The organism is Agromyces sp. Soil535 (genome assembly GCF_001428255.1).
Lineage (GTDB): Bacteria > Actinomycetota > Actinomycetes > Actinomycetales > Microbacteriaceae > Agromyces.
In genome coordinates, this window is the sequence record NZ_LMRW01000001.1 from 294,615 (window position 1) to 316,313 (window position 21,699).

19 protein-coding genes are annotated in these 21,699 nt (G+C 71.0%); 9 read left to right on the forward strand and 10 right to left on the reverse strand.

Annotation, left to right across the window (positions count from 1 at the left end; genetic code table 11):
• Positions 1-46 precede the first annotated feature (46 nt).
• The 3 genes from ASG80_RS01405 to ASG80_RS01415 form a co-directional block, all read right to left on the reverse strand.
• Entirely contained in the window at positions 47-1,402 is a 1,356-nt protein-coding gene (locus tag ASG80_RS01405; protein ID WP_056728442.1) for a pyridoxal-dependent decarboxylase, read from the reverse strand.
• A 272-nt stretch (positions 1,403-1,674) separates the two neighbouring features.
• Positions 1,675-2,112: a DUF805 domain-containing protein gene (locus tag ASG80_RS01410; protein ID WP_056727720.1), complete on the reverse strand. Its 438-nt coding sequence runs from the start codon at positions 2,110-2,112 to the stop codon at positions 1,675-1,677.
• Positions 2,113-2,218: 106 nt separating this feature from the next.
• Positions 2,219-4,093 carry an alkyl/aryl-sulfatase gene (locus tag ASG80_RS01415; protein WP_056727722.1) on the reverse strand — a complete coding sequence of 625 codons (1,875 nt, stop codon included), beginning with the start codon at positions 4,091-4,093 and terminating at the stop codon, positions 2,219-2,221.
• 127 nt (positions 4,094-4,220) lie between these two features.
• Here ASG80_RS01415 and ASG80_RS01420 point away from each other — a divergent pair, with 127 nt between their 5' ends.
• Complete coding sequence (locus ASG80_RS01420) at positions 4,221-5,048, forward strand: DNA/RNA non-specific endonuclease (RefSeq protein ID WP_082589636.1); 828 nt, start codon at positions 4,221-4,223, stop codon at positions 5,046-5,048.
• Here the strand turns inward: ASG80_RS01420 and ASG80_RS01425 are convergent.
• Positions 5,045-6,298, reverse strand: coding sequence for an AI-2E family transporter (locus ASG80_RS01425; RefSeq protein ID WP_082589637.1), 1,254 nt, complete (start codon positions 6,296-6,298; stop codon positions 5,045-5,047). The genes ASG80_RS01420 and ASG80_RS01425 overlap by 4 nt on opposite strands.
• Before the next feature lie 164 nt (positions 6,299-6,462).
• Between ASG80_RS01425 and ASG80_RS01430 the strand changes: the two genes are divergently transcribed.
• From ASG80_RS01430 to ASG80_RS01450, 5 genes are all read left to right on the forward strand, one after another.
• Positions 6,463-8,007: an FAD-dependent monooxygenase gene (locus tag ASG80_RS01430; RefSeq protein ID WP_082589638.1), complete on the forward strand. Its 1,545-nt coding sequence runs from the start codon at positions 6,463-6,465 to the stop codon at positions 8,005-8,007.
• A gap of 95 nt (positions 8,008-8,102) precedes the next feature.
• Positions 8,103-9,026, forward strand: coding sequence for a DMT family transporter (locus ASG80_RS01435; RefSeq protein ID WP_056727725.1), 924 nt, complete (start codon positions 8,103-8,105; stop codon positions 9,024-9,026).
• 217 nt (positions 9,027-9,243) lie between these two features.
• Complete coding sequence (locus ASG80_RS01440) at positions 9,244-10,635, forward strand: MFS transporter (RefSeq protein ID WP_056727726.1); 1,392 nt, start codon at positions 9,244-9,246, stop codon at positions 10,633-10,635.
• Between the two features lie 276 nt (positions 10,636-10,911).
• Complete coding sequence (locus tag ASG80_RS01445; protein WP_056727728.1) at positions 10,912-11,829, forward strand: NAD(P)-dependent oxidoreductase; 918 nt, start codon at positions 10,912-10,914, stop codon at positions 11,827-11,829.
• Positions 11,830-11,841: 12 nt separating this feature from the next.
• Positions 11,842-12,450: a DM13 domain-containing protein gene (locus tag ASG80_RS01450; protein WP_235507936.1), complete on the forward strand. Its 609-nt coding sequence runs from the start codon at positions 11,842-11,844 to the stop codon at positions 12,448-12,450.
• Between the two features lie 65 nt (positions 12,451-12,515).
• Here ASG80_RS01450 and ASG80_RS01455 read toward each other — a convergent pair whose 3' ends face one another.
• Positions 12,516-13,061, reverse strand: a complete 546-nt coding sequence (locus ASG80_RS01455) for a MarR family winged helix-turn-helix transcriptional regulator (protein ID WP_082589639.1) — start codon at positions 13,059-13,061, stop codon at positions 12,516-12,518.
• Between the two features lie 45 nt (positions 13,062-13,106).
• Between ASG80_RS01455 and ASG80_RS22705 the strand changes: the two genes are divergently transcribed.
• Positions 13,107-13,331, forward strand: coding sequence for a hypothetical protein (locus ASG80_RS22705; protein WP_082589640.1), 225 nt, complete (start codon positions 13,107-13,109; stop codon positions 13,329-13,331).
• Positions 13,332-13,552: 221 nt separating this feature from the next.
• On the opposite strand, the gene ASG80_RS01460 is transcribed toward ASG80_RS22705, so the two are convergent.
• Entirely contained in the window at positions 13,553-14,215 is a 663-nt protein-coding gene (locus tag ASG80_RS01460) for a GIY-YIG nuclease family protein (protein WP_156401600.1), read from the reverse strand.
• Positions 14,216-14,336: 121 nt separating this feature from the next.
• Here ASG80_RS01460 and ASG80_RS01465 point away from each other — a divergent pair, with 121 nt between their 5' ends.
• The gene (locus tag ASG80_RS01465) at positions 14,337-14,993 is read left to right on the forward strand and encodes a hypothetical protein (protein ID WP_056727730.1); all 657 of its coding nucleotides are present in this window, start codon (positions 14,337-14,339) and stop codon (positions 14,991-14,993) included.
• Between the two features lie 63 nt (positions 14,994-15,056).
• Here the strand turns inward: ASG80_RS01465 and ASG80_RS01470 are convergent, their stop codons facing one another.
• Complete coding sequence (locus tag ASG80_RS01470; protein WP_082589641.1) at positions 15,057-15,956, reverse strand: metalloregulator ArsR/SmtB family transcription factor; 900 nt, start codon at positions 15,954-15,956, stop codon at positions 15,057-15,059.
• 95 nt (positions 15,957-16,051) lie between these two features.
• Here ASG80_RS01470 and ASG80_RS01475 point away from each other — a divergent pair, with 95 nt between their 5' ends.
• The gene (locus ASG80_RS01475; RefSeq protein ID WP_056727732.1) at positions 16,052-16,663 is read left to right on the forward strand and encodes a DUF1349 domain-containing protein; all 612 of its coding nucleotides are present in this window, start codon (positions 16,052-16,054) and stop codon (positions 16,661-16,663) included.
• An 85-nt stretch (positions 16,664-16,748) separates the two neighbouring features.
• Here the strand turns inward: ASG80_RS01475 and ASG80_RS01480 are convergent, their stop codons facing one another.
• From ASG80_RS01480 to ASG80_RS01490, 3 genes are all read right to left on the reverse strand, one after another.
• A complete protein-coding gene (locus ASG80_RS01480) occupies positions 16,749-18,068 on the reverse strand; it encodes an FAD-binding oxidoreductase (protein ID WP_056727734.1) in 1,320 nt (439 codons plus the stop codon).
• A 113-nt stretch (positions 18,069-18,181) separates the two neighbouring features.
• Positions 18,182-19,384, reverse strand: coding sequence for a Fic family protein (locus tag ASG80_RS01485; protein WP_056727735.1), 1,203 nt, complete (start codon positions 19,382-19,384; stop codon positions 18,182-18,184).
• A gap of 116 nt (positions 19,385-19,500) precedes the next feature.
• Positions 19,501-21,672 carry a S9 family peptidase gene (locus ASG80_RS01490; RefSeq protein ID WP_056728453.1) on the reverse strand — a complete coding sequence of 724 codons (2,172 nt, stop codon included), beginning with the start codon at positions 21,670-21,672 and terminating at the stop codon, positions 19,501-19,503.
• Positions 21,673-21,699: the final 27 nt, after the last annotated feature.

Below are 21,699 nucleotides of genomic sequence, written 5' to 3' on the forward strand. Positions count from 1 at the left end.
GCGACCGACCGCAAGGAGGCCGACCCGGGTGTCCCGGGCCGGGCGCCTACATCGTGTCGAGGATCCCCACGAGTTGGTCGAACGTCGTCGTCGGGTTCACGATGGCGAAGCGCGTGTTGGGCCGGCCCGCGTGCGAGCTCGGCGTGACGAACGCCCGCTGCTCATCGAGCAGGCGCGCCGACCACGCGTCGTACTCCGCCTTCGACCAGCCGTCGCGCTCGAACACGACGACCGACAGTTGCGGATCGCGCACGAGCCGGAGTCCGTCGCGCGACTCGATCTCGTGTGCGATGTCGGCCGCGAGCTGGATGGAGCTGGAGATCGCGTCGCGATAGGCCGCGCCACCGTACGTCGCCAGCGAGAACCACAGCGGCAGGCCGCGGGCGCGACGCGTGAGGTGCGCTGCGTAGTCCGACGGGCTCCACTCGCTCGTCTCGGTGAGGGTGTCGAGGTACTCGGCATGCTGCGTGTGGGCGCGACGTCCGGTCTCGGGGTCGCGATAGATGAGCGCGCATGCGTCGAACGGAGCGAACAGCCACTTGTGCGGGTCGACGATCACCGAGTCGGCGTGCTCCACGCCTGCGAAGCGAGCGCGCGCGAGCGGTGAGAGCATCGCCGCGAGCCCGTAGGCCCCGTCGACGTGCAGCCAGAAGTCGAACTCCTGCTTGAGCGCCGCGATCGAGGCGAGGTCGTCGACGATGCCGAAATTCGTCGAGCCGGCGGTGGCGACCACGGCGAACACGGATGCCCCGTGCTCGTCGAGTGCCGCCCGAACGGCGTCGCCGCGCAGCATCCCGTCGGCGCCGGGGGCCACCGGCACGACCTCGACGTCCATGACCCGCGCGGCCGAAGCGATGGAGGAGTGCGCCTCGGCGCTGCACACGACCTTCCAGCGCGCCGGGGCATCCGTGCCGGATGCGTGCTGCACGTGGCGCGCGTGCTCGCGGGCGGCGACGAGCGCCGAGAGGTTGCCGAGCGTGCCGCCCTGCACGAAGACGCCGCCCGCGGTGGTCGGGAGCCCGAACTCGTTCGCGAGCCAGGCGAGCACCTCGTTCTCGGCGTGCACCGCGCCGGCGCCCTCGAGCCACGAGCCCCCGTAGACGGCGCTCGCCGAGACGACGAGGTCGAACGCGATGGCGGCCTTCGTCGGCGCGGTCGGGATGAACGAGAGGTACTGCGGGTGGTCGGTGGTGATGCACGCCGGCGCGAGCACGTGCTCGAAGAGCGAGAGGGCGCGAGCCGCGCCGATGCCGTACTCGTGGACGGAGGTTCCGGCGAGACGGCCGAGCTCGAGTTCGGGGATCGGCTTGTCGAGCGGGGTGTCGCTCGCGAGGATGCGCCGGCGCGAGTAGTCGAGCACGAGGTCGACGAGTCGAGTGTTCTCATCGGAGACGGCGTGCATGCGCGTCGCATCGCCCGGCTCGGGTGCGGATGCCGCGGCGTTCGGCGTCGCCGCGATCCCGTCGCGCTGCTCCATGTCGTGCTCCCTTCGATGCGCCGCCTCGGCGACAGCCCAGAGCAGGCTCGCACACCCGGTGGCACCTCCGCAAAATCGCGCGCTGCCTCCGCCGGGAGACGCACGAATCTTGCGCAACGGCATCATGCGACGCTCCAGATCAGCCAGAACGCGAGGATCCGATGATCGATGCCGAGCGTCGTCGGGTTCGTGCCCTGTCAGCCGTCGAAGCGCGCGCCCGCCGGGTCGGAGGGCAGCAGCACGAAGACGAGCAGGATGATGCCGCCGACGAGCGGGATGAACACCAGGAAGAACCACGCGCCCGGACGATTCGTGTCGTGCAGGCGTCGCCAGATGAGGGCCAAGGTCGGGATGATCACGGCCAGGCCCCACGCGCTGGCGAGCACGATGAAGACCCAGTAGAGCGGACCCGTCACCATGCCGGTCTCGGTGAAGGAGGTGCCGGTGTACGCCAGGCCGGTGAGCACGCCCGTGACGATGAAGTTCACGAGCACCCACCACCAGTACTCGCTGCGGCTGGCGCGGCCCGTGAAGGTCGCGTACTTCCTGAAGAAGCGGGTGACGGCTTGGCCGATGGTTGCTCCTGGCAGCGGTGCGGAGAGCGGAACCTGGTCGGCAGGGACTGCAGTGGTCATGATGCTCCTCGTTTCGGTGGTCGGCGCGGCGACTGCGGCGCCAGCGGCTCCATATTGGCGCAGCGCGCACGGGAGCGGAAGGACTCCCGCGGCAGGTCGCGCGGGCTCAGGGCGTCACGATCGCGAAGCCCGGGTCTCCGGGTTCGAGCACGCCGAGCACGGCGGTCAGCGCGCTCGCATCCCCGTCGAGCGTGAGTCCCGCGCCCATCGCCGCCTCGACGTTGCCCATCGCGAGCGGTCCGAGCGCCGCCTTCGGCACGGTGATGGTGAGCGCGACGTCCCCGCGACCCTCGCGCACGTGGGTGAGCACGCCGTGCTTCAGCGTCACGCGGTAGGTCGCGTCTTCCGCGTCGGGGAACGCCCACCGCGTCGCGATGTCGAGGTCCCACGCCTTGGGGCCGTTCACCTGGATGGCCACCGCGTCGAAGAACAGCTCGGGGCTGAGCTGGCCGATGATGTCGCCGGATGCCGGGTTGGCGGGCGTGCCGAATGCGGCGCCGCGCAGCTCCATCGCACCCGAGAGGAACGCGCTGCGCCACGTGCCGTTCTCGCTGCCGAAGCCGAGCTGCTCGAGCACGTCGGCCAGCAGCGCCTTCGCCTCGGCGTGGTCGGGTTCGGCGAACACGACGTGATCGAGCACCTGCGCCGCCCAGCGGAGGTCGCCCACGTCGAGCGAGGCTCTCGCCTTCTCGATCACGGCGTCGGCGCCGCCCATGAACTCGACGTAGCGCTTGCCGGCCTCGACCGGCGTGTGCTGCCAGAGTCGTGCCGGGTTGCCGTCGTACCAGCCCATGTAGCGCTGGGAGATCGCCTTCACGTTGTGGCTGACCGAGCCGTAGTAGCCGTGCGTGTGCCAGGCGGCGGTCATCGCCGGCGGCAGCTCGAGCATCTCCGCGATCTCGATGCCCGTGTGGCCCTGGTTCAGCAGCCGGAGCGTCTGGTCGTGCAGGTAGGCGTAGAGGTCACGCTGCATCGAGAGGAACTCGACGATGCGGTCGGCGCCCCACGTGGGCCAGTGGTGCGAGGCGAAGGCCACCTCGGCCTCCCCGCCGTAGGACTCGATGGCCTCGGTGAGGTAGCGCGCCCATCCGTGCGGATCGCGCACCACCGCGCCGCGGAGGGTGAGCAGGTTGTGCAGGGTGTGGGTGGCATTCTCGGCCATGCACAGCGCCCTGCGGGCGGGGATGTAGAAGTGCATCTCGGCGGGGGCCTCGGTTCCCGGCGCCATCTGGAACACGATGCGCACCCCGTCGATCGTGAGCTCCTGGCCGGTGTGCGTGATGTCGACGGTCGGTGCGATGAGCGTCACGGTGCCGATCGAGGTCGACTGCCCCAGCCCGGCGCCGACGCTGCCCCGCGGATTCCTCGGCAGCGCCGCCCCGTACATGTAGGCGGCGCGTCGGCCCATCGCCGTGCCGGCGTAGACGTTCTCCGAGATCGCGTGCTCGAGGAACTCTTCTGGCGCGATGACCGGTACGGCGCCCGAGTCCACCTCCTCCTGCGTGGTGACGCCCTTGACGCCGCCGAAGTGGTCGATGTGCGAGTGCGTGTAGATGACGGCGACCACGGGTCGCTCCCCGCGGTGCTGCCGGTACAGCGCCAGCGCCGCCGCTGCCGTCTCCATGGAGATCAGCGGGTCGATCACGATGATGCCCGTGTCGCCCTCGACGAACGTGATGTTCGACAGGTCGAAGCCGCGCACCTGGTAGATGCCCTCGACCACCTCGAAGAGCCCCTGCATCGCGACGAGCGACGACTGCCTCCAGAGGCTCGGATGCACCGTGGGCGCCCCCTCGCCGCTGAGGAAGGCGTACGCGTCGTTGTCCCACACGACCTCGCCCGCGGCGTTGCGGATCACTCCCGGGTCGAGCGTGGCGATGAGACCGCGGCTCGCGTCGTCGAAGTCGCGGCGATCGTCGTACGGGAATCCCGCGTCGGCTGCCGGCGTGTGGTCGTTGCTGCTCGAAGGCGATTCGGACATCGTTTGCTTCCCCCAGTCGCGGGCGCCCGCGGCCCGACGCGGCCCATTCTGCTCTCGGGGCCGGTCCGCGTCCACAGCGGTGTGCGCCCGGTTGTGCGGTGTCGGCGGGTCGTGGTCGAGTGGGGGCATGGGCTTCGACGCACTGTTCCTGGGGGTGGCGGCACCCATGCCGCGAGTCGATGAAGCCGGCCCTTCGAGCGGCCTCAGGGGAACTGCCGCGGCATCCGTCGACCTCGACTACGTGCACTTCACCGTGGCGCTCGACACCGCACGGCGTTTCGCGCGGGTCACGGGCGTCAACGTCGACGGCGCCGAACTCGTCGAGATCGAGCGCGGCGACCGCTGGCAGCTCGACGAGCGCATCCCGGCCGACTGGCAGGCCGGACCGCTGGTCTACGCCGACAACGACCTCGACCGCGGCCACCTGGTGCGCCGGCGCGACCCGGTATGGGGGGTACCCGAGGTCGCCGCCCGCGCGAACGGCGACACGTTCCGCTACCCGAACGCGGCTCCGCAGGCGTCGGGGTTCAACCAGTCGAAGGAGCTGTGGCTCGGCCTCGAAGACCACGTGCTCGAGCACGCGCGGGTGCACCGCCAGCGGCTCAGCGTGTACACGGCACCGGTGCTCGGCGCGGGCGACCCGCCGTATCGCGGCATCCGGGTGCCCCTGCGGTTCTGGAAGATCGCGGCGTGGAACACGGGTGCCTCCGAGCTCGCCGCCATCGGCTTCGTCGTCGACCAGGCGCCGCTCGTCGACACGACCGGGGTACGCGAGCCGGTGCCCGGTGAGGCTCCGCCGCTCGGGCCGTTCCGCACGTTCCAAGTGCCGATCGCCGACATCGCGGCGCTCACGGGCCTCGCGATGCCCGAACTCGTTGCGGCCGATCGCATGCCGGCCACCATCGCCGAGATCGGCTGGCGGCTGGTCGAGTCGCCCGACGAGATCCTGCTCTAGGCGGCCCCGCCCGCCGCGGCGTCCGGTGCCGGAGCAGGCACTCCGCCGGCCTTCGCCGCGGCCTTGCGCTCCTTGCGCGCCGCCTTCGCCTCGGCATCGAACTGGGCCATGATCGCCCTCGTCTCGTCCAGCTCGCCGAGCATCGGCCGGATCCAGCTCATCGCCGGGTTGGTGTCCACGAGGAGCAGGCGCACGAGCAGAGTCAGCGGGATGGCGAGGATCGCCCCGATGGGGCCGATCACGACGGCCCAGAACAGCACCGAGAAGAACGTGATGGTCTGGCTCAGGCTCACGGCCTTGCCGACGACACGAGGCTGGATCACCGACTGGATGACGGCGTTGATCACGCCGTACACGACGATGACGGCGATCACGGTGGGCCAGCCCCCCACGAGCCCGCCGAAGATGATCGGCGGGATGATCGCGATGAAGTAGCCGATGTTCGGGATGAAGGAGCAGACGAACGCGAGCAGTCCCCAGATGAACGCGCCTGGCACGCCGAGGATGAGCAACGCGATCCAGTTGATGATGCCCTGCGCGATCCCGAGCACCGTGGTCACCACCATGTACCGGCGCACGTTGTTGCCGTAGCTCACGAGCGAGACCGCGACCAGCGGCCGCACCGGGTACAGCTCCCGCAGCACGGTCGGGACGAACCCAGCATCCATGGCCATGAGCAGCAGCATGGTGAAGAGGATCACGAGGAGCGTGACCCAGCCCGTGAGGCCGCCGAGCAATCCACCGAGGAACCCGAGCAGCGTCGCCGGGTCGAACCCCTTGGCGACGTCCTGGATACTGTCGGCGTTGATGCCGATCGAGGTGAGCCAGGCGGCCACGTCCTGCCCGAACGCGGCGATCTGGTCCTTGAACTGCGGCAGCAACTCGGCGAACTGCCCGGCCGCGATGAGGACGAGGTACCCGAACCCGAGCAGCAGCAGCGTCACGGCGGTGATCACCGACCCGGTGGCGAGACCGCGCGGCACGCCGCTCTTCTCGAGCCAGACCCGCAGCGGGTGCACGCAGATCGTGAGCACGAGTGCGAAGAACACCGGGCCGAAGATGCCCGCGATCGCGGCGATGCCGAACGACGCGAGGGCGGCGCCCCCGATCCCCATGAGGATGAACGCGTTCCGATGCTTCGAGATCGATGAGAGCGATTCGGCCTCGGCCTGCGCCTCGGCCGCTGCCTCCGCTGCCGCCTCCGCGTCAGCGGCCTCGTGCGACTTCGATCGCTTCCTGGTCCACCACATGAGGGACTCCGATCCGCGAGCCGCCCAGACCCGCGCTCGTGCCCACCATAGCGAGGGGAGGCCTCGCCGGTCATCACCTATTTCGCGTGACGCCCGTCGCGCGCGCGGTCGGGCATCGACGCACCGCTCTGGCCACGGTGCCGCTGCGATGCGAGAGTGGACCTATGGCCGAGGGCGAGGAGCTCCGCACCGACGTCCTCATCGTGGGCGCGGGCCCGAGCGGACTCATGCTCGCGGTCTGCCTTGCGAAACTCGGCGTCGACGCCGTGATCGTCGACGGCAAGGACGGTCCGACGCGCGAGTCCCGCGCGCTCGCCGTGCAGGCCCGCTCGATGGAGCTCTACGACCAGCTCGGGTTGGTCGACCGGGTGCTCGCGGAGCGGTCGCCTGCGACGATGCTTGTGCCGGGCACCCGGGAGCACACGTTCGGCCGTCTCGAGTTGCGCGGGCTCGCCGAGGGCACCACTCCGTACCGCGAGGTCACGGTGTTCGAGCAGAGCCGCAACGAGCGTCTCCTCGTCGATGCCCTCGGCGAGCTCGGGCGAGAGGTGCTCTGGCGGCACCGGCTCGAGCGGCTCGAGATCGTGCGGCGCTCGCCGGCGGGTGCGGCGGATGCCGCGGCATCCGTCATCGCGACGCTCGCCGGGCCCGACGGCGAGGTGACCGTGCGAGCCCGCTACTGCGTGGGCGCCGACGGCGCGCACTCGCCCGTGCGCGAGGCCCTCGGGATCCCGTTCGAGGGCGTCACGAACGAGCACACCTTCTACGTGGCCGACGCGTCGGGCGTCGAGGGACTCGTCGACGGCGCCGTCAACGTGCGGATCACCGAGGAGCACTTCCTGCTCGCGTTCCCGATGGGGCCTGGCAGGATGCGGCTGCTCGGTGTGGTGCGCGACCGCGACCGCGACGAGCACGGGGAGTTGCCCGAGTCGATCGTGCGTGCGCTCGTGCGACGGGAGTTCGGCGTCGAGTACCGCGACTCCGCCTGGTTCACGACCTATCGACTGCACCACCGGCTCGCCGCGCGCTTCCGCGAGGGGCCGTGCTTCCTCGTCGGCGACGCCGCACACATCCATTCGCCCGTCGGCGCGCAGGGCATGAACACGGGGCTGCAGGAGGCGCACAACCTCGCGTGCGCGCTCGCCGACGTGCTCGTCGGCGGCATGCCCGACGCCCGCCTCGACCGGTACGAGGCCGAGCGTCGGCCCGTCGGAAAGATCCTCGTCGCCACGACCGATCGCGCGTTCGCCGCCGTCACCTCGGACTCGCGGGCCGCCCGCTTCATCCGCGGACGAGTCGTTCCGCGCCTGGGCCCGCTCGCCTTCCGCCTGCTTCCCCGCCTGGTCGGCGGCCGACGCGTGTTCGGCTACCTCTCGCAGACCCGCATCCGCTATCGGGTGCAGGATGTCACGGGTACGCCTCGCGACGTCGTCGTGGGCGTTCGGCTGCCCTGGACGGGCGGCAACTACGACGTGCTGCGCTCGATGCAGTGGCAGGTGCACGGCTACGGCGTGCCCGAGCGGGCGGTGCGACGCATCGGAGCGGAGCTCGGCGTGGAGGCGCACGTGTTCCCGAGGGACCCGCATCGGCGGCTCCGCGTCGACCGCGTGTACCTCGTGCGCCGCGACGGGTTCGTCGTCGCCGAGGTGGTCTCACCCGGTACGGGGGCCCTGCTCGATGCGGCACGGCGCCGGCTCGCCGGCGAGTGAGGAGCTGTCGCGCCGCGGCAGTTCCCCTGAGGCCACTCGAAGGGTCCGCTCCCGGGCCCTCCGCGGCATCCGCGACCGGCCGGTATCGTCGAACGGTGCAGCGCCAGACCCATGACCCGGATGCCGCGCTCCGCCGCCGCCGGTTCACGGGCGCCGCGACGCAGCTCGGCACCGAGGTGTCCATCAACTTCGGCTCCTCCCTCGCGGGTCTCGTCATCCCGATCGTCGGATCGTTCGTCGTCGTCGCCGCACGCCAGATCGTGATGGTCGCGGCGGTGCTGCCGTTCTACCGGCCGAAGCGCGCCGAGCTCACCTGGCGGCGGCTCTGGCCTGCGCTCGCGCTCGGCGTGGTGCTCGCGGCCATGAACCTCGCCTTCTACGAGTCCGTGCACCTGCTCGGGCTCGGCATCGCGGCGACCATCGAGTTCCTCGGTCCGCTGGCGCTCGCGCTCGCGACGTCGCGTCGCCTGCTCGACGTGGGGTGCGCGCTCGCCGCGGGCGCGGGCGTGGTGCTGCTCATCGGGCCGGGGTCGTCGGATGCCGCGTCGATCGACCCGTGGGGCGTCGTGCTCGCGCTGACGGCCGCCGCGAGCTGGGCGGGCTACATCGTGCTGACCCGTCGTGTGGCGGTGGGGCTTCCGGGGCTCGAGGGCCTCACGGTCGCGAGCATCGTGAGCCTCGCGCTGCTCCTGCCGTTCGCGGTCGCGACGTTCGATCCCGCGGTGATCGACTGGCGGGTCGTCGGGCTGCTGCTGGGCGTGGGCGTGCTCTCGTCGGCCCTTCCGTACAGCCTCGACACGTTCATCCTGCGGCGCATCACGCCGCGGCTCTATGCGATCATCACGAGCTTCGGTCCGGTGATCGCGGCGATCTTCGGCTGGCTGGTGCTCTCGGAGACCTTCACCGTGCTGGAGGTGGTCGCGATCGCGGTCGTGTGCGGCGCGGCGGGCACGGCGATCGCCACGCAGCGCGAGCGGCCCAAGTCCGACCTGGAGCAGACGGCGGAGGGGTTCGCGTAGCGCCCTCCTGTGGAGAACCTCCCGCAGGCAGGGGCCCAGCGGGCGAAGCATCCGCCCGACACCTGACTCAGCCGTCAGGTTCATCGGGGCCGAATGTGCACGGATGCACACCCGCTGTGCGGGATACGCGATTGCCGCGCACCCGCGCACACCGTCAGAATCGCCAGCATCGCGATCTCCCCCCATCGCGTCGCCAACTACAAGGAGGTAGTCGCCAATGGCAGTCGACAGTTCGACCCAGGGCACGTCCAGCACATCCGCGGGCCCGCAGGATCCCCCCGCCCGCAGCGGGCTCCGGAAGGTCGTCGCCGCCTCGATGGCGGGCACCATCGTCGAGTGGTACGAGTTCTTCCTCTACGCCACCGCCGCGACCCTGGTCTTCAACGTCATCTTCTTCCCGCCGAGCGACAACCCGCTCGACAACATCATCAAGGCGTTCCTCACCTACGCCGTGGGCTTCGTTGCGCGTCCACTGGGTGGCATCGTGTTCGGGCACTTCGGCGACAAGTACGGGCGCAAGCGGCTGCTGCAGCTCGCGATCATCCTCGTCGGCGTCACGACATTCCTCATGGGCTGCCTGCCGACGTTCGACCAGATCGGCTACGCCGCCCCCATCCTCCTCATCGTGCTGCGCTTCTTCCAGGGCTTCGCCGTCGGTGGCGAGTGGGGTGGGGCGGTGCTCCTCGTCGCCGAGCACTCGCCCGACAGGCAGCGCGGCTTCTGGGCGAGCTGGCCGCAGGCCGCGGTGCCCGCCGGCAACCTGCTCGCCACGATCGTGCTGCTCACACTCTCGCGCACCCTCACGGAGGAGCAGTTCCTCAGCTGGGGATGGCGCGTCGGCTTCTGGCTCTCGGTCGTGATCGTGGCCGTCGGGTACTACATCCGCACCAAGGTCACCGACGCGCCCATCTTCATCGAGGCGCGCGAGGAGGCCGAGGCGCAGAAGTCGTCGCGGTACGGCGCCATCGAGGTGCTGAAGCGCTACCCCCGCGGCGTCTTCACCGCCATGGGACTGCGATTCGGCGAGAACATCATGTACTACCTCGTCGTGACCTTCTCGATCACCTACATGTCGGCGCACCTCGGCATGGACACGTCGACGATCCTCACGCTAGTTCTGTTCGCGCACATCGTGCACTTCGCGGTGATCCCGGTGGTCGGGCGGTTCAGCGACCGGCTCGGACGCAAGCCCGTCTACGCGACCGGCGCCGTGCTCGCCGCCGTGTGGGGCTTCGTGGCGTTCCCGCTCTTCGACACGCAGAACGACTGGCTGGTCGCGGGCGTCCTCATCCTCGGCCTCATCATCCACGCGCTCATGTACGCCGGGCAGCCGGCGATCATGGCCGAGATGTTCCCGACCCGCATGCGGTACTCGGGCGTCTCGCTCGGCTACCAGGTGACGTCGATCGTGGCGGGCTCGCTCGCACCGATCATCGCGACCATGCTGCTCTCGACGTACGGCAGCTGGGTGCCCGTGGCGATCTACCTCGCCCTCGCCGCGGCCGTGACGCTCGTCGCGGTCATCGCCCTCCGCGAGACCGTGGGCATCTCGCTCCGCTCGATCGACGAGGCCGATCGCGAGAGGCTCGCCGAGAAGGTCGAGGCGTAACCAACCGGGCGGATGCCGCGGGCGGCGGGCTCCACGAGAGCCGGTCGTGCCGCGGCATCCGTGCGTCCGTCCCCGCCCATATCCGGCATCCCCGCCGCACCACGCGGAGGACTCCATGACCGCGGCACCTTCCGCCGCGGCACCCACCCCCCTGCGGCACTCGCCCGCCTGCGGCATCCGTTGCCTGCCGGATGACGCGAACGTATCGTGGACCTCGAGGGCACCAGCCCGTGCGCCGCTTGAGCGCACTCCGCGTCGATGAAGTCGGGAGGGGCCATGGCGACCATCGCCTGGATCGGTCTGGGGCACATGGGCGGCCCGATGTCAGGCAACCTCGTCGCCGCTGGGCACGAGGTGCGGGGCGTCGATCCCGACCCCGCGTGCCAGTCTGCTGCCGCGGCCCGCGGCGTGCGCGTCGTGGACACGATCGCGGAGGCCGTCGTGGGCGCCGACGCGGTGTTCACGTCACTGCCGCGCGGCGAGCATGTACGCGAGGTGCTCGGTGGCGAGGGCGGCGTGTGGGCGAGCGCGCCGACCACCGCGCTGCTCCTCGACACGTCGACGGTCGACGTGGAGACCTCGCGGCTCTGCCACGAGGCATCCGCCGAACGCGGCTTCCGCTTCGTGGATTCGCCGGTTTCGGGCGGCATCGCCGGCGCGACGGCGGGCACGCTCACGTTCATGCTCGGCGGCGAGGAGGCGACGGTCGCCGAGGCGGCGGCGCTCGTGGAGCCGATGGCCGGGCACGTGTTCCAGGTCGGCGGCCCGACCATGGGCATCGCAGCCAAGCTCGCGAACAACCTCATGCTCTTCGGGTCGCTCCTCGGCCTCGCCGAGGGGTCGCAGCTGGCGGCGCAGCTCGGACTCGACGCCGAGACGTTCTTCAGGGTGGCGTCGGTCTCGTCGGGCGACTCCTGGCCGCTGCGCACCTGGTATCCGGTGCCGGGCGTGGTGGCGACGAGCCCCGCGAACCGCAACTTCGACGCCACGTTCACCACCGTGCTCGCCGAGAAGGACCTGTCGCTCGCGCTCGCCGCGGGGGAGCAGGCCGGGCTCCACCTGCCTGCCGGGCGGATCGCACTCGACCAGTTCAAGCGGCTCATCGACGAGGGCTACGGCGGCAAGGACTGCAGCCTCATCGTGAAGTACGCCTCGGCAGACGGACGGATCGAGGGGTTCGACCCCGACGCGTGACGGAGAGGACCCATGACGGATGCGCCTGAGCCCACGCCTGGGTCCACGCCAGAGCCCTCGCCCGAGCCCTCGCCTGAGCCCACGCCGCACCGGGGCCGCGTGTGGTGGTGGGTCGGCGGTGGTGTGCTGGTGGCGCTGGCGGTGGCCGTCGCCCTCGTGTTCCAGCCGTGGCTGCTGTTATCGACGTGCGCGTCGATGACGAGATCCCGGCAGCGGCGACGGGTGCCGCCCCGCCATCGCCCGCGGCTCCGGCGACTCCGGCCGCCGGCGAGCCGACGCCGACCACGCCGCCGGCGCCCGCCGGCCCGGTGGCACGAGCACGAGACCGCGGGTACCGTGCGGGTCATCCAATTCCCCGATGGCAGCCGGCAACTCGCGATCGAGAACCTCGTCACCACCAACGGCCCCGACGTGCACGTGTGGCTCAGCGCCGGACCCGTCGTCGAGGGCTTCGACGGCTGGTTCACCGCTGGTGGTCACCCCTACGTCGACCTCGGCATGATCAAGGGGAACCAGGGCAACCAGGTCTACGACATCCCGGCCGATGTCGACCTCGCCGCATATCCAGCGTCGACCTGTGGTGCGTGCAGTTCAGCGTGTCGTTCGGGGCGGCGGCGCTGACGGCGAGCTGAGCCGCCGGCGAGTCCGGCCCGCGCCGCGTGCCGCGCGCTGCGTCGGCAGCCGCGTCATCCGTCAGCGCGTTGCACCGCGGCGATGACCTCGGTGAGCCGGTCGCGCAGCGCGCCGAGCTCGTCGAGGCTCATGCCGAGGCGGTCGACGACCTGCGGCGGAATGGCGAGCGCCCGCTCGCGCAGGGCCCACCCGGCATCCGTCAATGCAACGTCGAGGGCGCGCTCGTCGCGCGCACTGCGCTCGCGGGTGACGTAGCCCTGCGCCTCGAGTCGCTTCAGCAGCGGCGACAGCGTGGCGGGCTCGAGCTGTAGTGCCTCGCCGAGGTCGCGGACGGTGCGGGGACTGCGGCCCCACAGCGCGAGCATCACGAGGTACTGCGGATGGGTGAGGCCGAGCGGTTCGAGGATCGGCCGGTACAGGCCGATCACGCCGCGAGCGGCGACCGCCAGCGCGAAGCACACCTGGTTCTCGAGGGCGAGCAGGTCGTCGGATGCCGCGGCCGTCGGCTGTGCGGCCGTCGGCTCCGCGGCCGTCGGCGCTGCGGGCACCTCGGCCGGCTCGATGGATGCCGCGGTGCGGGTGACAGCTCGATCGTCCATGGCTCCATTATGCGGTGTGGGCGAATAGTTAGTACACTAATGATTATGACACGACGTACCCGCGGAGAGCGGGCAGGCACTCGCGGCTACGCCGGCTTCATCGAGCGGCTGAATGCCCGTCTGCTTCCCTACATCGGGCCGCCGCCCCTCGGTCCTTACGATGAGGAGCCCGCGGCCACCCGTCCGGCCGCATGTCCGCTGTGCGGCGCACCGATGTCGGAGCACGACATCGACCGCTCGGGGGAGCGCACCCAGCTGTACTGTCCCTGACCGTTGTGCGGTCTGGGGGCAGCCCGTGGGACGTGTTCGTGCTGGAGTATGGCGGTGCCGGAGTGCCGGAGTGGCGGAGTGCCGGAGTGCCGGAGTGGCGGAGTACCGGAGTGGCGGAGTGGCGGAGTGCCGGAGTGCCGGAGTGCCGAAGTGGCGGAGTGCCGGAGTGCCGGAGTGCCGGAGTGGCGGAGTGGCGGAGTGCCGGAGCACGAGCGCCGAAACTATGCACCGCGCAGCGCGATGCGCCGCAGCACCCAGCGCTCGTACTCCGCCCAAGGGTCCTCGATCCCGGCGGCGAGCTCCGCGACGTGCTCGAGCAGCGCGTCGTGCACGGCGAACCACTCGGTGCCCGGGAATCGGTGATCGGCGAACTGCGCATGCCGTCGCTGTTCCAGCGCGCGCCCGCCGCGTTCGAAGGCGAGCACCTCGTCATGTGGCAGGCTCGCGAGCCGCAGCCGCGGATTCACCGACGTGCCGATCTTGATCTGGTCGCGGTAGCGGATGTAGTACACCACCTCGACGCGCGGCCGGTCGAGCTCGTCGTCGGGAACCTCGCCGACCACCCACTCGCACTCGGCGCACATCCAACCCGACGGGTAGCGCACGCCGACGCGGGACCCGCATGCGAGGCAGGGGGACGGGAGCAGGTCGGTCGCGCCGACCTCACGATCGACCCAGTCGTGGGCCTCGAGGAGGTGCTGCCGGCAGAGGGCGAGCGGGGTTCCGGCGTCGACCGGTCGGCCGCACACGAGTCCGTCGGCGCTGACGATGCTGCAGCGTTGGGCGAGTTCCGCGCGGTCGCCCACGATGGCCTCGCTCGAGGACGCGGAGTCGCCGGCACGAGCGACCGCACGGCGCCGGCCTGCGGCATCCGCTGCGCTCATGCATGCAGGATACGCACGACCGCCGACAACCCCGAGTGTTCACCACCCCGCGCTAGGCTCGTTCTCCGACCGCCGGACGGTGGCGGACACGGACGTTCGGAGGCGAGAGGCGAGCACGACGATGCGCATCTGGCGGAGACGGAAGCGGAAGCGGTTCGCGCCGTTCGACCGCGCCGCGCTGCCCGAGGTGGAGCCGCTCACGTTCGAGGAGTCGTTCGCCGAGGGGATGCTGGTGGCCGAGGCGGCGGGGCGGATGGCGCTGAAGAACCGCATCATCGTCGTGGCCCTGCGCGGCGAAGAGCCGTTCGACGCCACCCGAGCCGCCGGGGCCGCCCGCGAGGTGCTGTACGAGCTCGTACGCGAGATGGACGAGGTCGCCGAGTGGTCGGCGACCGAGCGCGAGTCCGCCAGCCAACGCGAGGGCAGGTCGGCGCACCAGCACGATTACCACCGGGCGGATGCCTGGAACCTGCGACTGCGCGAACGCGTCAACGCCGCGGTCGCCGCCCGGCTCACCGAGCTTCGCGGCGACGACGCCTTCCTCGCGGAGTTCGCCGAGCGGGCACGGGAGGAGGCATGGGCCGAGATCGCCGAGGTCATCGATGCGCGGCTCGCCCGTGAGTGGCCTGTGATCGAGGTCGACGAGACCTACGAGCTGGAGCGCGAGGAGCGGATGCGCGATCTCACCCGCGACCTCGAGCGCGAGGTCGCCGACGCGAGGCGCCGGCGCGAGGACCGCGACGAGCTCGACGACTCGTTCGGGTCCTGGTCGGGCTGAGCCGCGGCTCATCGGCCCGCTGACGGATGCTCCGGTACGGGCCTCGCGCGAGCGCCGGTCGAGTCACGCGGCGTCCAGCGCGAGTTCGTCGAGCAGCGCGCGCACCCGCCACTCGATGTCGTCGCGGATCTCGCGCACCCGCGCGAGGGGGAGCCCCGCCGGGTCCTCGAGCTCCCAGTCGAGGTAGCGGCGGCCCGGGTAGACCGGGCACGAGTCGCCGCACCCCATCGTCACCACGACGTCGGCCGCGCGCACCACCTCGTCGGTGAGCGGCTTCGGGAACTCCCCGCCGATCGGCACGCCGACCTCGTCGAGCGCGGCAACGATCGCGGACCGCACCTCGACCGCCGGCTCGGACCCGGCGGTGTGCACCCGCACCCGGTCGCCCGCGAGCTGCCGCAGCAGTGCCGCCGCGAGCTGGGAGCGGCCCGCGTTCTCCACGCACACGAAGAGCACCTCGGGCCGGCCGTCGCGGGGCGGCGACTGCTGCGTGCCGAGGGCCTCGAGCCGCTCGGTCGCGAACGCCGCCGTGCGCGACGGTACGTAGCGGGTGAGTCCCGATCGCTCCACGAGCAGGTCGTGGCTCTCCCGCACGTAGCGCCCGACGGTCTCGGGCGAGAACACGCCCGCGAACCGGTCGGCGAGGTCGGAGGCCACGCGCGCGAGCACCTCGGCCGAAGCGTGCGTGGCGACATCCGTCTGCAGCACGTCGTGCACGCGGTCGGCGGCCGCGGGTGCGATCGAGTACCAGACGAGCCGCCCCTCGGGGGAGCGGTCGAGCACTCCGGCGGCGTGCAGCGCCTTCACGTGGTGGCTCACGGTGGGCTGCGTGAGCTCGAGCTCTGTGGCGAGGCGCCCGACGAGCGCTCGTCCTTCGGGGCTCTCCTGGATGAGGCCGAGGATGCGCAGCCGCGTCGGGTCGGTGAGCAGACGGATGCCGCGTGCCGCGCCGTTCGCACTCATGGACGAGAGCCTATTGCGAAGCGGGGGGCGCTCGCCCGCGGGCACGAGGCGAGCCGCGCAGCCGGCCCCGATCTGCTGCCGATAGCGTGGAGCGCATGGAGCGAACGCGCGTGGAGTGGACGGCCGGTCGATGGACGAGGGAGCCCGCCGCCGTGCGGGTCGAGGGCGACGACCTCGTGGTCGTGGCATCCGAGGGCAGCGACTACTGGCGCACCACGCACTACGGCTTCATCCACGACGACGGCCACGGCCTGCTCGTCGACTGGCCGACGGATGCCGCCGTCGAAGCGACCTTCGATGCATCGAGTCTCACCGGGCTCTACGACCAGGCCGGGCTCCTGCTCCACGTCGGGCCTGAGCAGTGGATCAAGGCCGGGCTCGAGGTCTCCGACGGTGTGCTGCACCTCGGCGCGGTGGTGACGAACGGCGTCTCGGACTGGTCGCTCGCGCCCGTACCCGAGTGGGGCGGGGAAGTCGTGACGATCCGGGCGAGCCGGGCGGGCGTTGCCGGCGATGCGGTGGTGCTGCGCGCGCGCACCGAGACGAGCGGATGGCGCACGCTGCGCGTCGCCCCGTTCACCGCGGGCAAGGCGTCCGCGGGGCCGTTGGTGTGCGCACCGATGCGCGCCGACCTCGAGGTGCGCTTCACCCGTTGGGTGCTCTCGCCCGCCGACGCAGACCTGCACGAGGACCCTCCGATCGACTGACGCGCCGCCGCGGCCGCGAGCGGATGCGGCGGCCCGAGCGGATGCCACGACCGAAGCCGCGGCATCCGCTCGAGCGCTGCCGGGCTCAGCCGGCGGGCGTGATGTTGTGGTTCTGCCGGAACACGTTGCCCGGGTCGAGCTCCGCCTTGATGCGCCGCAGCCGTTCGAGCGTGGCCGGCGGGTACATCGCCGCGATGACCTCCTCGCCGTGCTCCACCGAGAAGTTGCCGTACGTGCCGGTCGTGAATGCGAGCGCCGCGTCGCTCCCTGCCTTCGCCGCCGCCACCTGCTCGGGAGGCGTGTCGAGCAGAAGCACGCCGTTCACGATGAGCAGCGCCTCGGCGTCGCGGTGGGCGATCGCCGTGGCGTCGGGGGCGACGCGCGAGAACGCGCCGCCGAGGGCGCGGAGCAGGACCATCGTGGGCACCTGGCGGTCGTACACCCGTGCGATCGCATCGAGCGCCTCGTCGGAGAGGTCGGGTACGAACCCGTTGCCCCCGATGAAGAGAAGCGGCGGGCGACCAGGCGGGGCGTCCTCGAGCAGGTCGCCATAGGCGACCGGGCCGAGGGTGGCCTCGGTCACCGAGGGCAGCGACAGCAGCGGCTCGAGCAGCTCGCGCAGGCGCTCCTCGCCGCCCTGCAGGGCGACGGCGAGCTGCGGGCCCACCGGCATCCCGGGCGCGAACGGCGGCATGACTATGAGCGTCGAGTTGAGCTCGTCGGGCCCGGCGCGCATCACGTCGCGCCAGGCGCGCAGCACGGCCGGCACGTCGGAGGTGTCGAACAGCAAGTGCCCGCCGACGACGCCGTCGCCCGGCACCGCCTGGAACACGAACCGGGTCACGACGCCGAAGTTGCCGCCGCCGCCGCGCAGCGCCCAGAACACGTCGGGGTGCTCGTCGGCGTTGACGGTGAGCACCTCGCCCGCCGCCGTGACGAGCTCCACCTCGCGGAGCGCGTCGACCGTGAGGCCCTGCTGGCGCACCAGCCAGCCGATGCCGCCGCCGAGGGCGAGGCCGCCCACGCCGACGTCGCGGGTGTCGCCCGAGCTGATGGCGAGCCCGTGCGGCGCCAGCGCCGCGGCGATGTCGCCCCAGTGGGCTGCGGCCCCCACAGACACGAGGCCGTCGGCGCCGACCTCGATCGACGTGAACTCGGCCAGGTCGACGACCAGGCCGTTTTCCACGGGCATGAGCCCGTGTCCGCCGCTGCGGACGGCGATGGGGAGGCCGGATGCCGCGGCGAGGCCGACGGCCGCCGCGACCTCTTGCACCGTGTGCGGTCGCACGACGACATCGGGTTCGCCGACGCCGGCGAAGACCGTGCGGCCGGCGTCGTATTCGTTGGCGCCGGGCCCGTGGGCCCGGCCGGGAACTCGTTCGCTCAGATCAGAGAGGATCGACATTGCGCCAGTCTTGCAGCGGCCTCCGACAAGGGGAACGGTGCTCGCTCAGCGCTGAATCGCTGCATTCGCATACGTCTCTCGAGACCGTCGAGCGGCTACCGGCCTCCGAGGCTTCACCACGAGTTCGTCCGGGCACTCCGCTCGGCGAACGCGTCGAGCGCCTGCAGCACCTCGGGTGTCAGCCAGAGGCGGTTGCGCCGCTTCGAGGTAGCCGCCCGCAGGACCCCACGCTCGACGAGCCGATCGATCCCGTTGTAGATGGCCTGAGACGAAGCACCGACCTGCTTGCGCAGCAGCTTCGAGTTGAGGACAGGATGTTGGAGCGCAACCCTCGCGATCGCATGGGCCGCCGAGTCGGCGCGGACCCCGTGCAGTCTTTCCGCCCATTCCTCTCGGATCGACTCGATGTCCCCGACCAGGCGGCGGCCGTTCTTGACGGCGAGGATGACGCCGTCGGCGAAGACCTCGATGATCGGAATGGCATTCCCGCGGCGGTATTCGCCGAGTGCGTCGAAGTACCGAGCACGCTGAGCGAGGATGCCTGCCGAGATGGGAACGGTCACGGCGCGAGTGAGGCCGCTTCGCCTCATCGCGGCTTGCACCAGAGCCCGGCCGGTGCGGCCGTTGCCGTCTGGGAATGGGTGGATCGTCTCGAACTGCGCGTGCGCGACGGCGATGCTTGCGAGCGCGGAACCCGACGGCTGCAGCGAGTACGCGATGAAATCGTCGATCGCTGCCGGCACGCGCTCGTGGTGGGGAGGCACGAACGCGGCGCCGTGCGGGCTGTAGTTCGATCCGCCGATCCACACCTGCTGTTCGCGGTATCGGCCTGTGATGGCGGGTTCGAATCGGTGCAGGAGCTCGCGGTGCATCGCGATGATCGTCGCGTGGTCGAGCGAGTCCGCGGCTGCGATGGCGGCCTCCATCGCTCGCGCGTTGCTGACGATCAGCGGTGCGTTCCCCTCCTCGCGTTCGCCGAGCTCGGCCTCGGCGATCGCCCGAGCGGAGCTGGTGAGGTTCTCGATCTGCGAGCTCAAGGCGGACTCGCTTCGCAGCAGAATGGCGGCGAACGGCGTCGTGATGTGTCCGACATCACTGTCGAAGCGGATGATCTGCCCCTCGGCGAATGCCAAGGCTTCCGAGAGATCTCCATCGAGGCGCAGGTCGAGGCCTGCGATCTCGGCCGGGATCGACGCCTCGTACGGCGCGTCGATGCGGGCCCACACGGTGGCACCGACCTGATCACGCGAGAACCTGGGCGTCCAGGGGAGCGTCTCGTACGCGACTGCGGTACTTCTCGGGTGCGACTCCAGCAACCTTGAACACCTTCCCTCGTTATTCAAGCTTAGCTGACCAAGTGAGAATAACGGCGCCCGTATCCGAGGATGGAGAAGGGGTCCACGATCCGCCGAGTGGCGGCATCCGCTCGCTGCTACTCGCCCGTGGGGTGCGCCTTCGCCCGGTCGATCACCCACGCGTACGCGAACGCGCGCTCCCGCCACGCCGAGTAGCGCCCCGACACCCCGCCGTGCCCGGCGGCCATCTCGGTCTTCAGCAGCGGGTCGGCGCCCGCATCCCGCAGGCGGGCAACCCACTTCGCGGGCTCGACGTAGAGCACGCGGGTGTCGTTCAGCGAGGTCACGGCGAGGATCGGCGGGTAGTGGTTCTCGTGCACATTCTCGTAGGGCGAGTACGACTTCATGTAGGCGTACACCTCCGCGTCGTCGAGCGGGTTGCCCCACTCGTCCCACTCGATCACGGTGAGCGGCAGCGACGGGTCGAGGATCGAGGTCAGCGGGTCGACGAACGGCACCTCGGCGAGGAACCCGGAGAAGTACCGCGGCGCGAGGTTGGCGACCGCGCCGACGAGCAGCCCGCCGGCGCTGCCGCCCTGCGCGACCAGCCGGTCGGGGGCGGTGACATCCTCGTCGATGAGGTGCCGGGCCACGGCCACGAAGTCCGTGAACGTGTTGCGCTTCTCGAGCCGCTTGCCGTGCTCGTACCAGAGCCGGCCCATCTCGCCGCCGCCGCGCACGTGGGCCACGGCGAAGATCATGCCGCGATCCAGCAGCGAGAGGCGCGGGATGCCGAACGCGGGGTCGATCGCGTGCTCGTAGGAGCCGTAGCCGTAGAGCAGGGTCGGCGCGGGCGTGCCGAGGTCGACGAGGTCGTGCCGGTACACGAGCGAGATCGGGATGCGCGTGCCGTCGTCGGCGATCGCCCACTCGCGGCGCTGCGCATATCGGGTGGCGTCGTAGTCGCCGAGCACCACCTGGCGCTTGCGCAGCTTGCGCTCGCCTGTCGCGACGACGACGTCGTACACGGTGGACGGCGTCACGAAGCTCGAGTACCCGATGCGCAGCATCGGCTGGTCCCATGCGGGATTGCCGCCGACGCCCACCGAGAACAGCGCCTCGTCGAACGCGAGCTCGTGCAGGGTGTCGTCGGGCGTGCCAGCTTCCGTGGGCGCTGTCGCGGGCAGGCCTGACGGCGGCACCTTCGCGATCGCCACGCGGGGCAGGCCCTCCCTGCGGTACTCGACGGCCACGAAGTCGCGGAACGCGTCGACGCTCTCGATGCGCGTTGCGGGGTCGTGCGGCAGCAGCATCCGTCGCGGCCCCTGCGGGTCGGATGCCGCGACGCTCACGAGCTCGAAGTTCATCGCGCCGTCGTTGTGCACGACGAGCAGCCGGTCCCTGCCGCCGGCGACCACGTGCTCGACGTCGTACTCGACGCCCTCCTTGCGCGGCCACACCACCGTGAACTCGTCGGCAGGCGCCTCGCCGTCGAGGAGCCACGTCTCGCTCGTGACGTTCGAGCCCGCCTCGATCATGAGGAACTTCCGGCTGCGAGTGACGCCGACGCCGAGCCAGAACCGCTCGTCGGGTTCGTGGAACACCGAGACGTCGTCGGATGCCGAGGTGCCTACCTCGTGCCGCCAGACCGTGTCGGGGCGCCACGACTCGTCGACCGTCGCATAGAAGAGGTAGCGCCCGCTCGGATCGAACACCGCGCCCGCGGCCGTGCCCTCGATGACGTCGTCGAACTCGCGTCCCGACCCGTCGATCGCGCGCAGGCGGATCGTGTATCGCTCGTCGCCCTCGACGTCGGTGGCGTAGAGCATCGTCGATCCGTCGGAGGTCACGTCGAAGCTGCCGAGCGCGTAGTACTCGCGGCCCTCGGCCTCGAGGTTGTCGTCGAGCAGCACCTGCTCGCCCGGGATCGCCGCGGGCGCGGCATCCGTCACCTCGGATGCCTCGGGCAGCACGGGCGGCTCCCAGTCGTCGGGGCCCGCGATCGGGGCTCGGCAGTGGATGCCGTACTGCTGGCCCTCGACCGTGCGCGTGTAGTACCACCAGTCGCCTTCGCGGCTCGGAACGCTGAGGTCGGTCTCCTTGGTGCGGGCCCGGATCTCCTCGAACAGCTGCTCCTGCAGGATCGAGAGGTGCTCGGTCTTCGCCTTCGTGTAGGCGTTCTCCTCGTGCAGGTGTGCGATCACCGCGGGATCGTCCTTCGCGCGGAGCCACTCGTAGTCGTCGACATAGACGTCGCCGTGGTGCACGCGTTCGATCGGTCGCTTCTCGGTCGTGGGGGGAGTGAGCACGGTCTCCACGGTACGCCCTCGGGCGCT

Coding starts and splice junctions, on each gene's coding strand:
- ASG80_RS01425 (WP_082589637.1), bottom strand. CDS start 6,298: ATGTGGTGGACCAGGAAGCGATCGAAGTCGCACGAGGCCGCTGACGCG.
- ASG80_RS01420 (WP_082589636.1), top strand. CDS start 4,221: ATGGGCTTCGACGCACTGTTCCTGGGGGTGGCGGCACCCATGCCGCGA.
- ASG80_RS01450 (WP_235507936.1), top strand. CDS start 11,842: ATGACGGATGCGCCTGAGCCCACGCCTGGGTCCACGCCAGAGCCCTCG.
- ASG80_RS01410 (WP_056727720.1), bottom strand. CDS start 2,112: ATGACCACTGCAGTCCCTGCCGACCAGGTTCCGCTCTCCGCACCGCTG.
- ASG80_RS01465 (WP_056727730.1), top strand. CDS start 14,337: ATGCGCATCTGGCGGAGACGGAAGCGGAAGCGGTTCGCGCCGTTCGAC.
- ASG80_RS01460 (WP_156401600.1), bottom strand. CDS start 14,215: ATGAGCGCAGCGGATGCCGCAGGCCGGCGCCGTGCGGTCGCTCGTGCC.
- ASG80_RS01470 (WP_082589641.1), bottom strand. CDS start 15,956: ATGAGTGCGAACGGCGCGGCACGCGGCATCCGTCTGCTCACCGACCCG.
- ASG80_RS01480 (WP_056727734.1), bottom strand. CDS start 18,068: ATGTCGATCCTCTCTGATCTGAGCGAACGAGTTCCCGGCCGGGCCCAC.
- ASG80_RS01415 (WP_056727722.1), bottom strand. CDS start 4,093: ATGTCCGAATCGCCTTCGAGCAGCAACGACCACACGCCGGCAGCCGAC.
- ASG80_RS22705 (WP_082589640.1), top strand. CDS start 13,107: ATGACACGACGTACCCGCGGAGAGCGGGCAGGCACTCGCGGCTACGCC.
- ASG80_RS01405 (WP_056728442.1), bottom strand. CDS start 1,402: ATGCACGCCGTCTCCGATGAGAACACTCGACTCGTCGACCTCGTGCTC.
- ASG80_RS01440 (WP_056727726.1), top strand. CDS start 9,244: ATGGCAGTCGACAGTTCGACCCAGGGCACGTCCAGCACATCCGCGGGC.
- ASG80_RS01430 (WP_082589638.1), top strand. CDS start 6,463: ATGGCCGAGGGCGAGGAGCTCCGCACCGACGTCCTCATCGTGGGCGCG.
- ASG80_RS01475 (WP_056727732.1), top strand. CDS start 16,052: ATGGAGCGAACGCGCGTGGAGTGGACGGCCGGTCGATGGACGAGGGAG.
- ASG80_RS01455 (WP_082589639.1), bottom strand. CDS start 13,061: ATGGACGATCGAGCTGTCACCCGCACCGCGGCATCCATCGAGCCGGCC.
- ASG80_RS01445 (WP_056727728.1), top strand. CDS start 10,912: ATGGCGACCATCGCCTGGATCGGTCTGGGGCACATGGGCGGCCCGATG.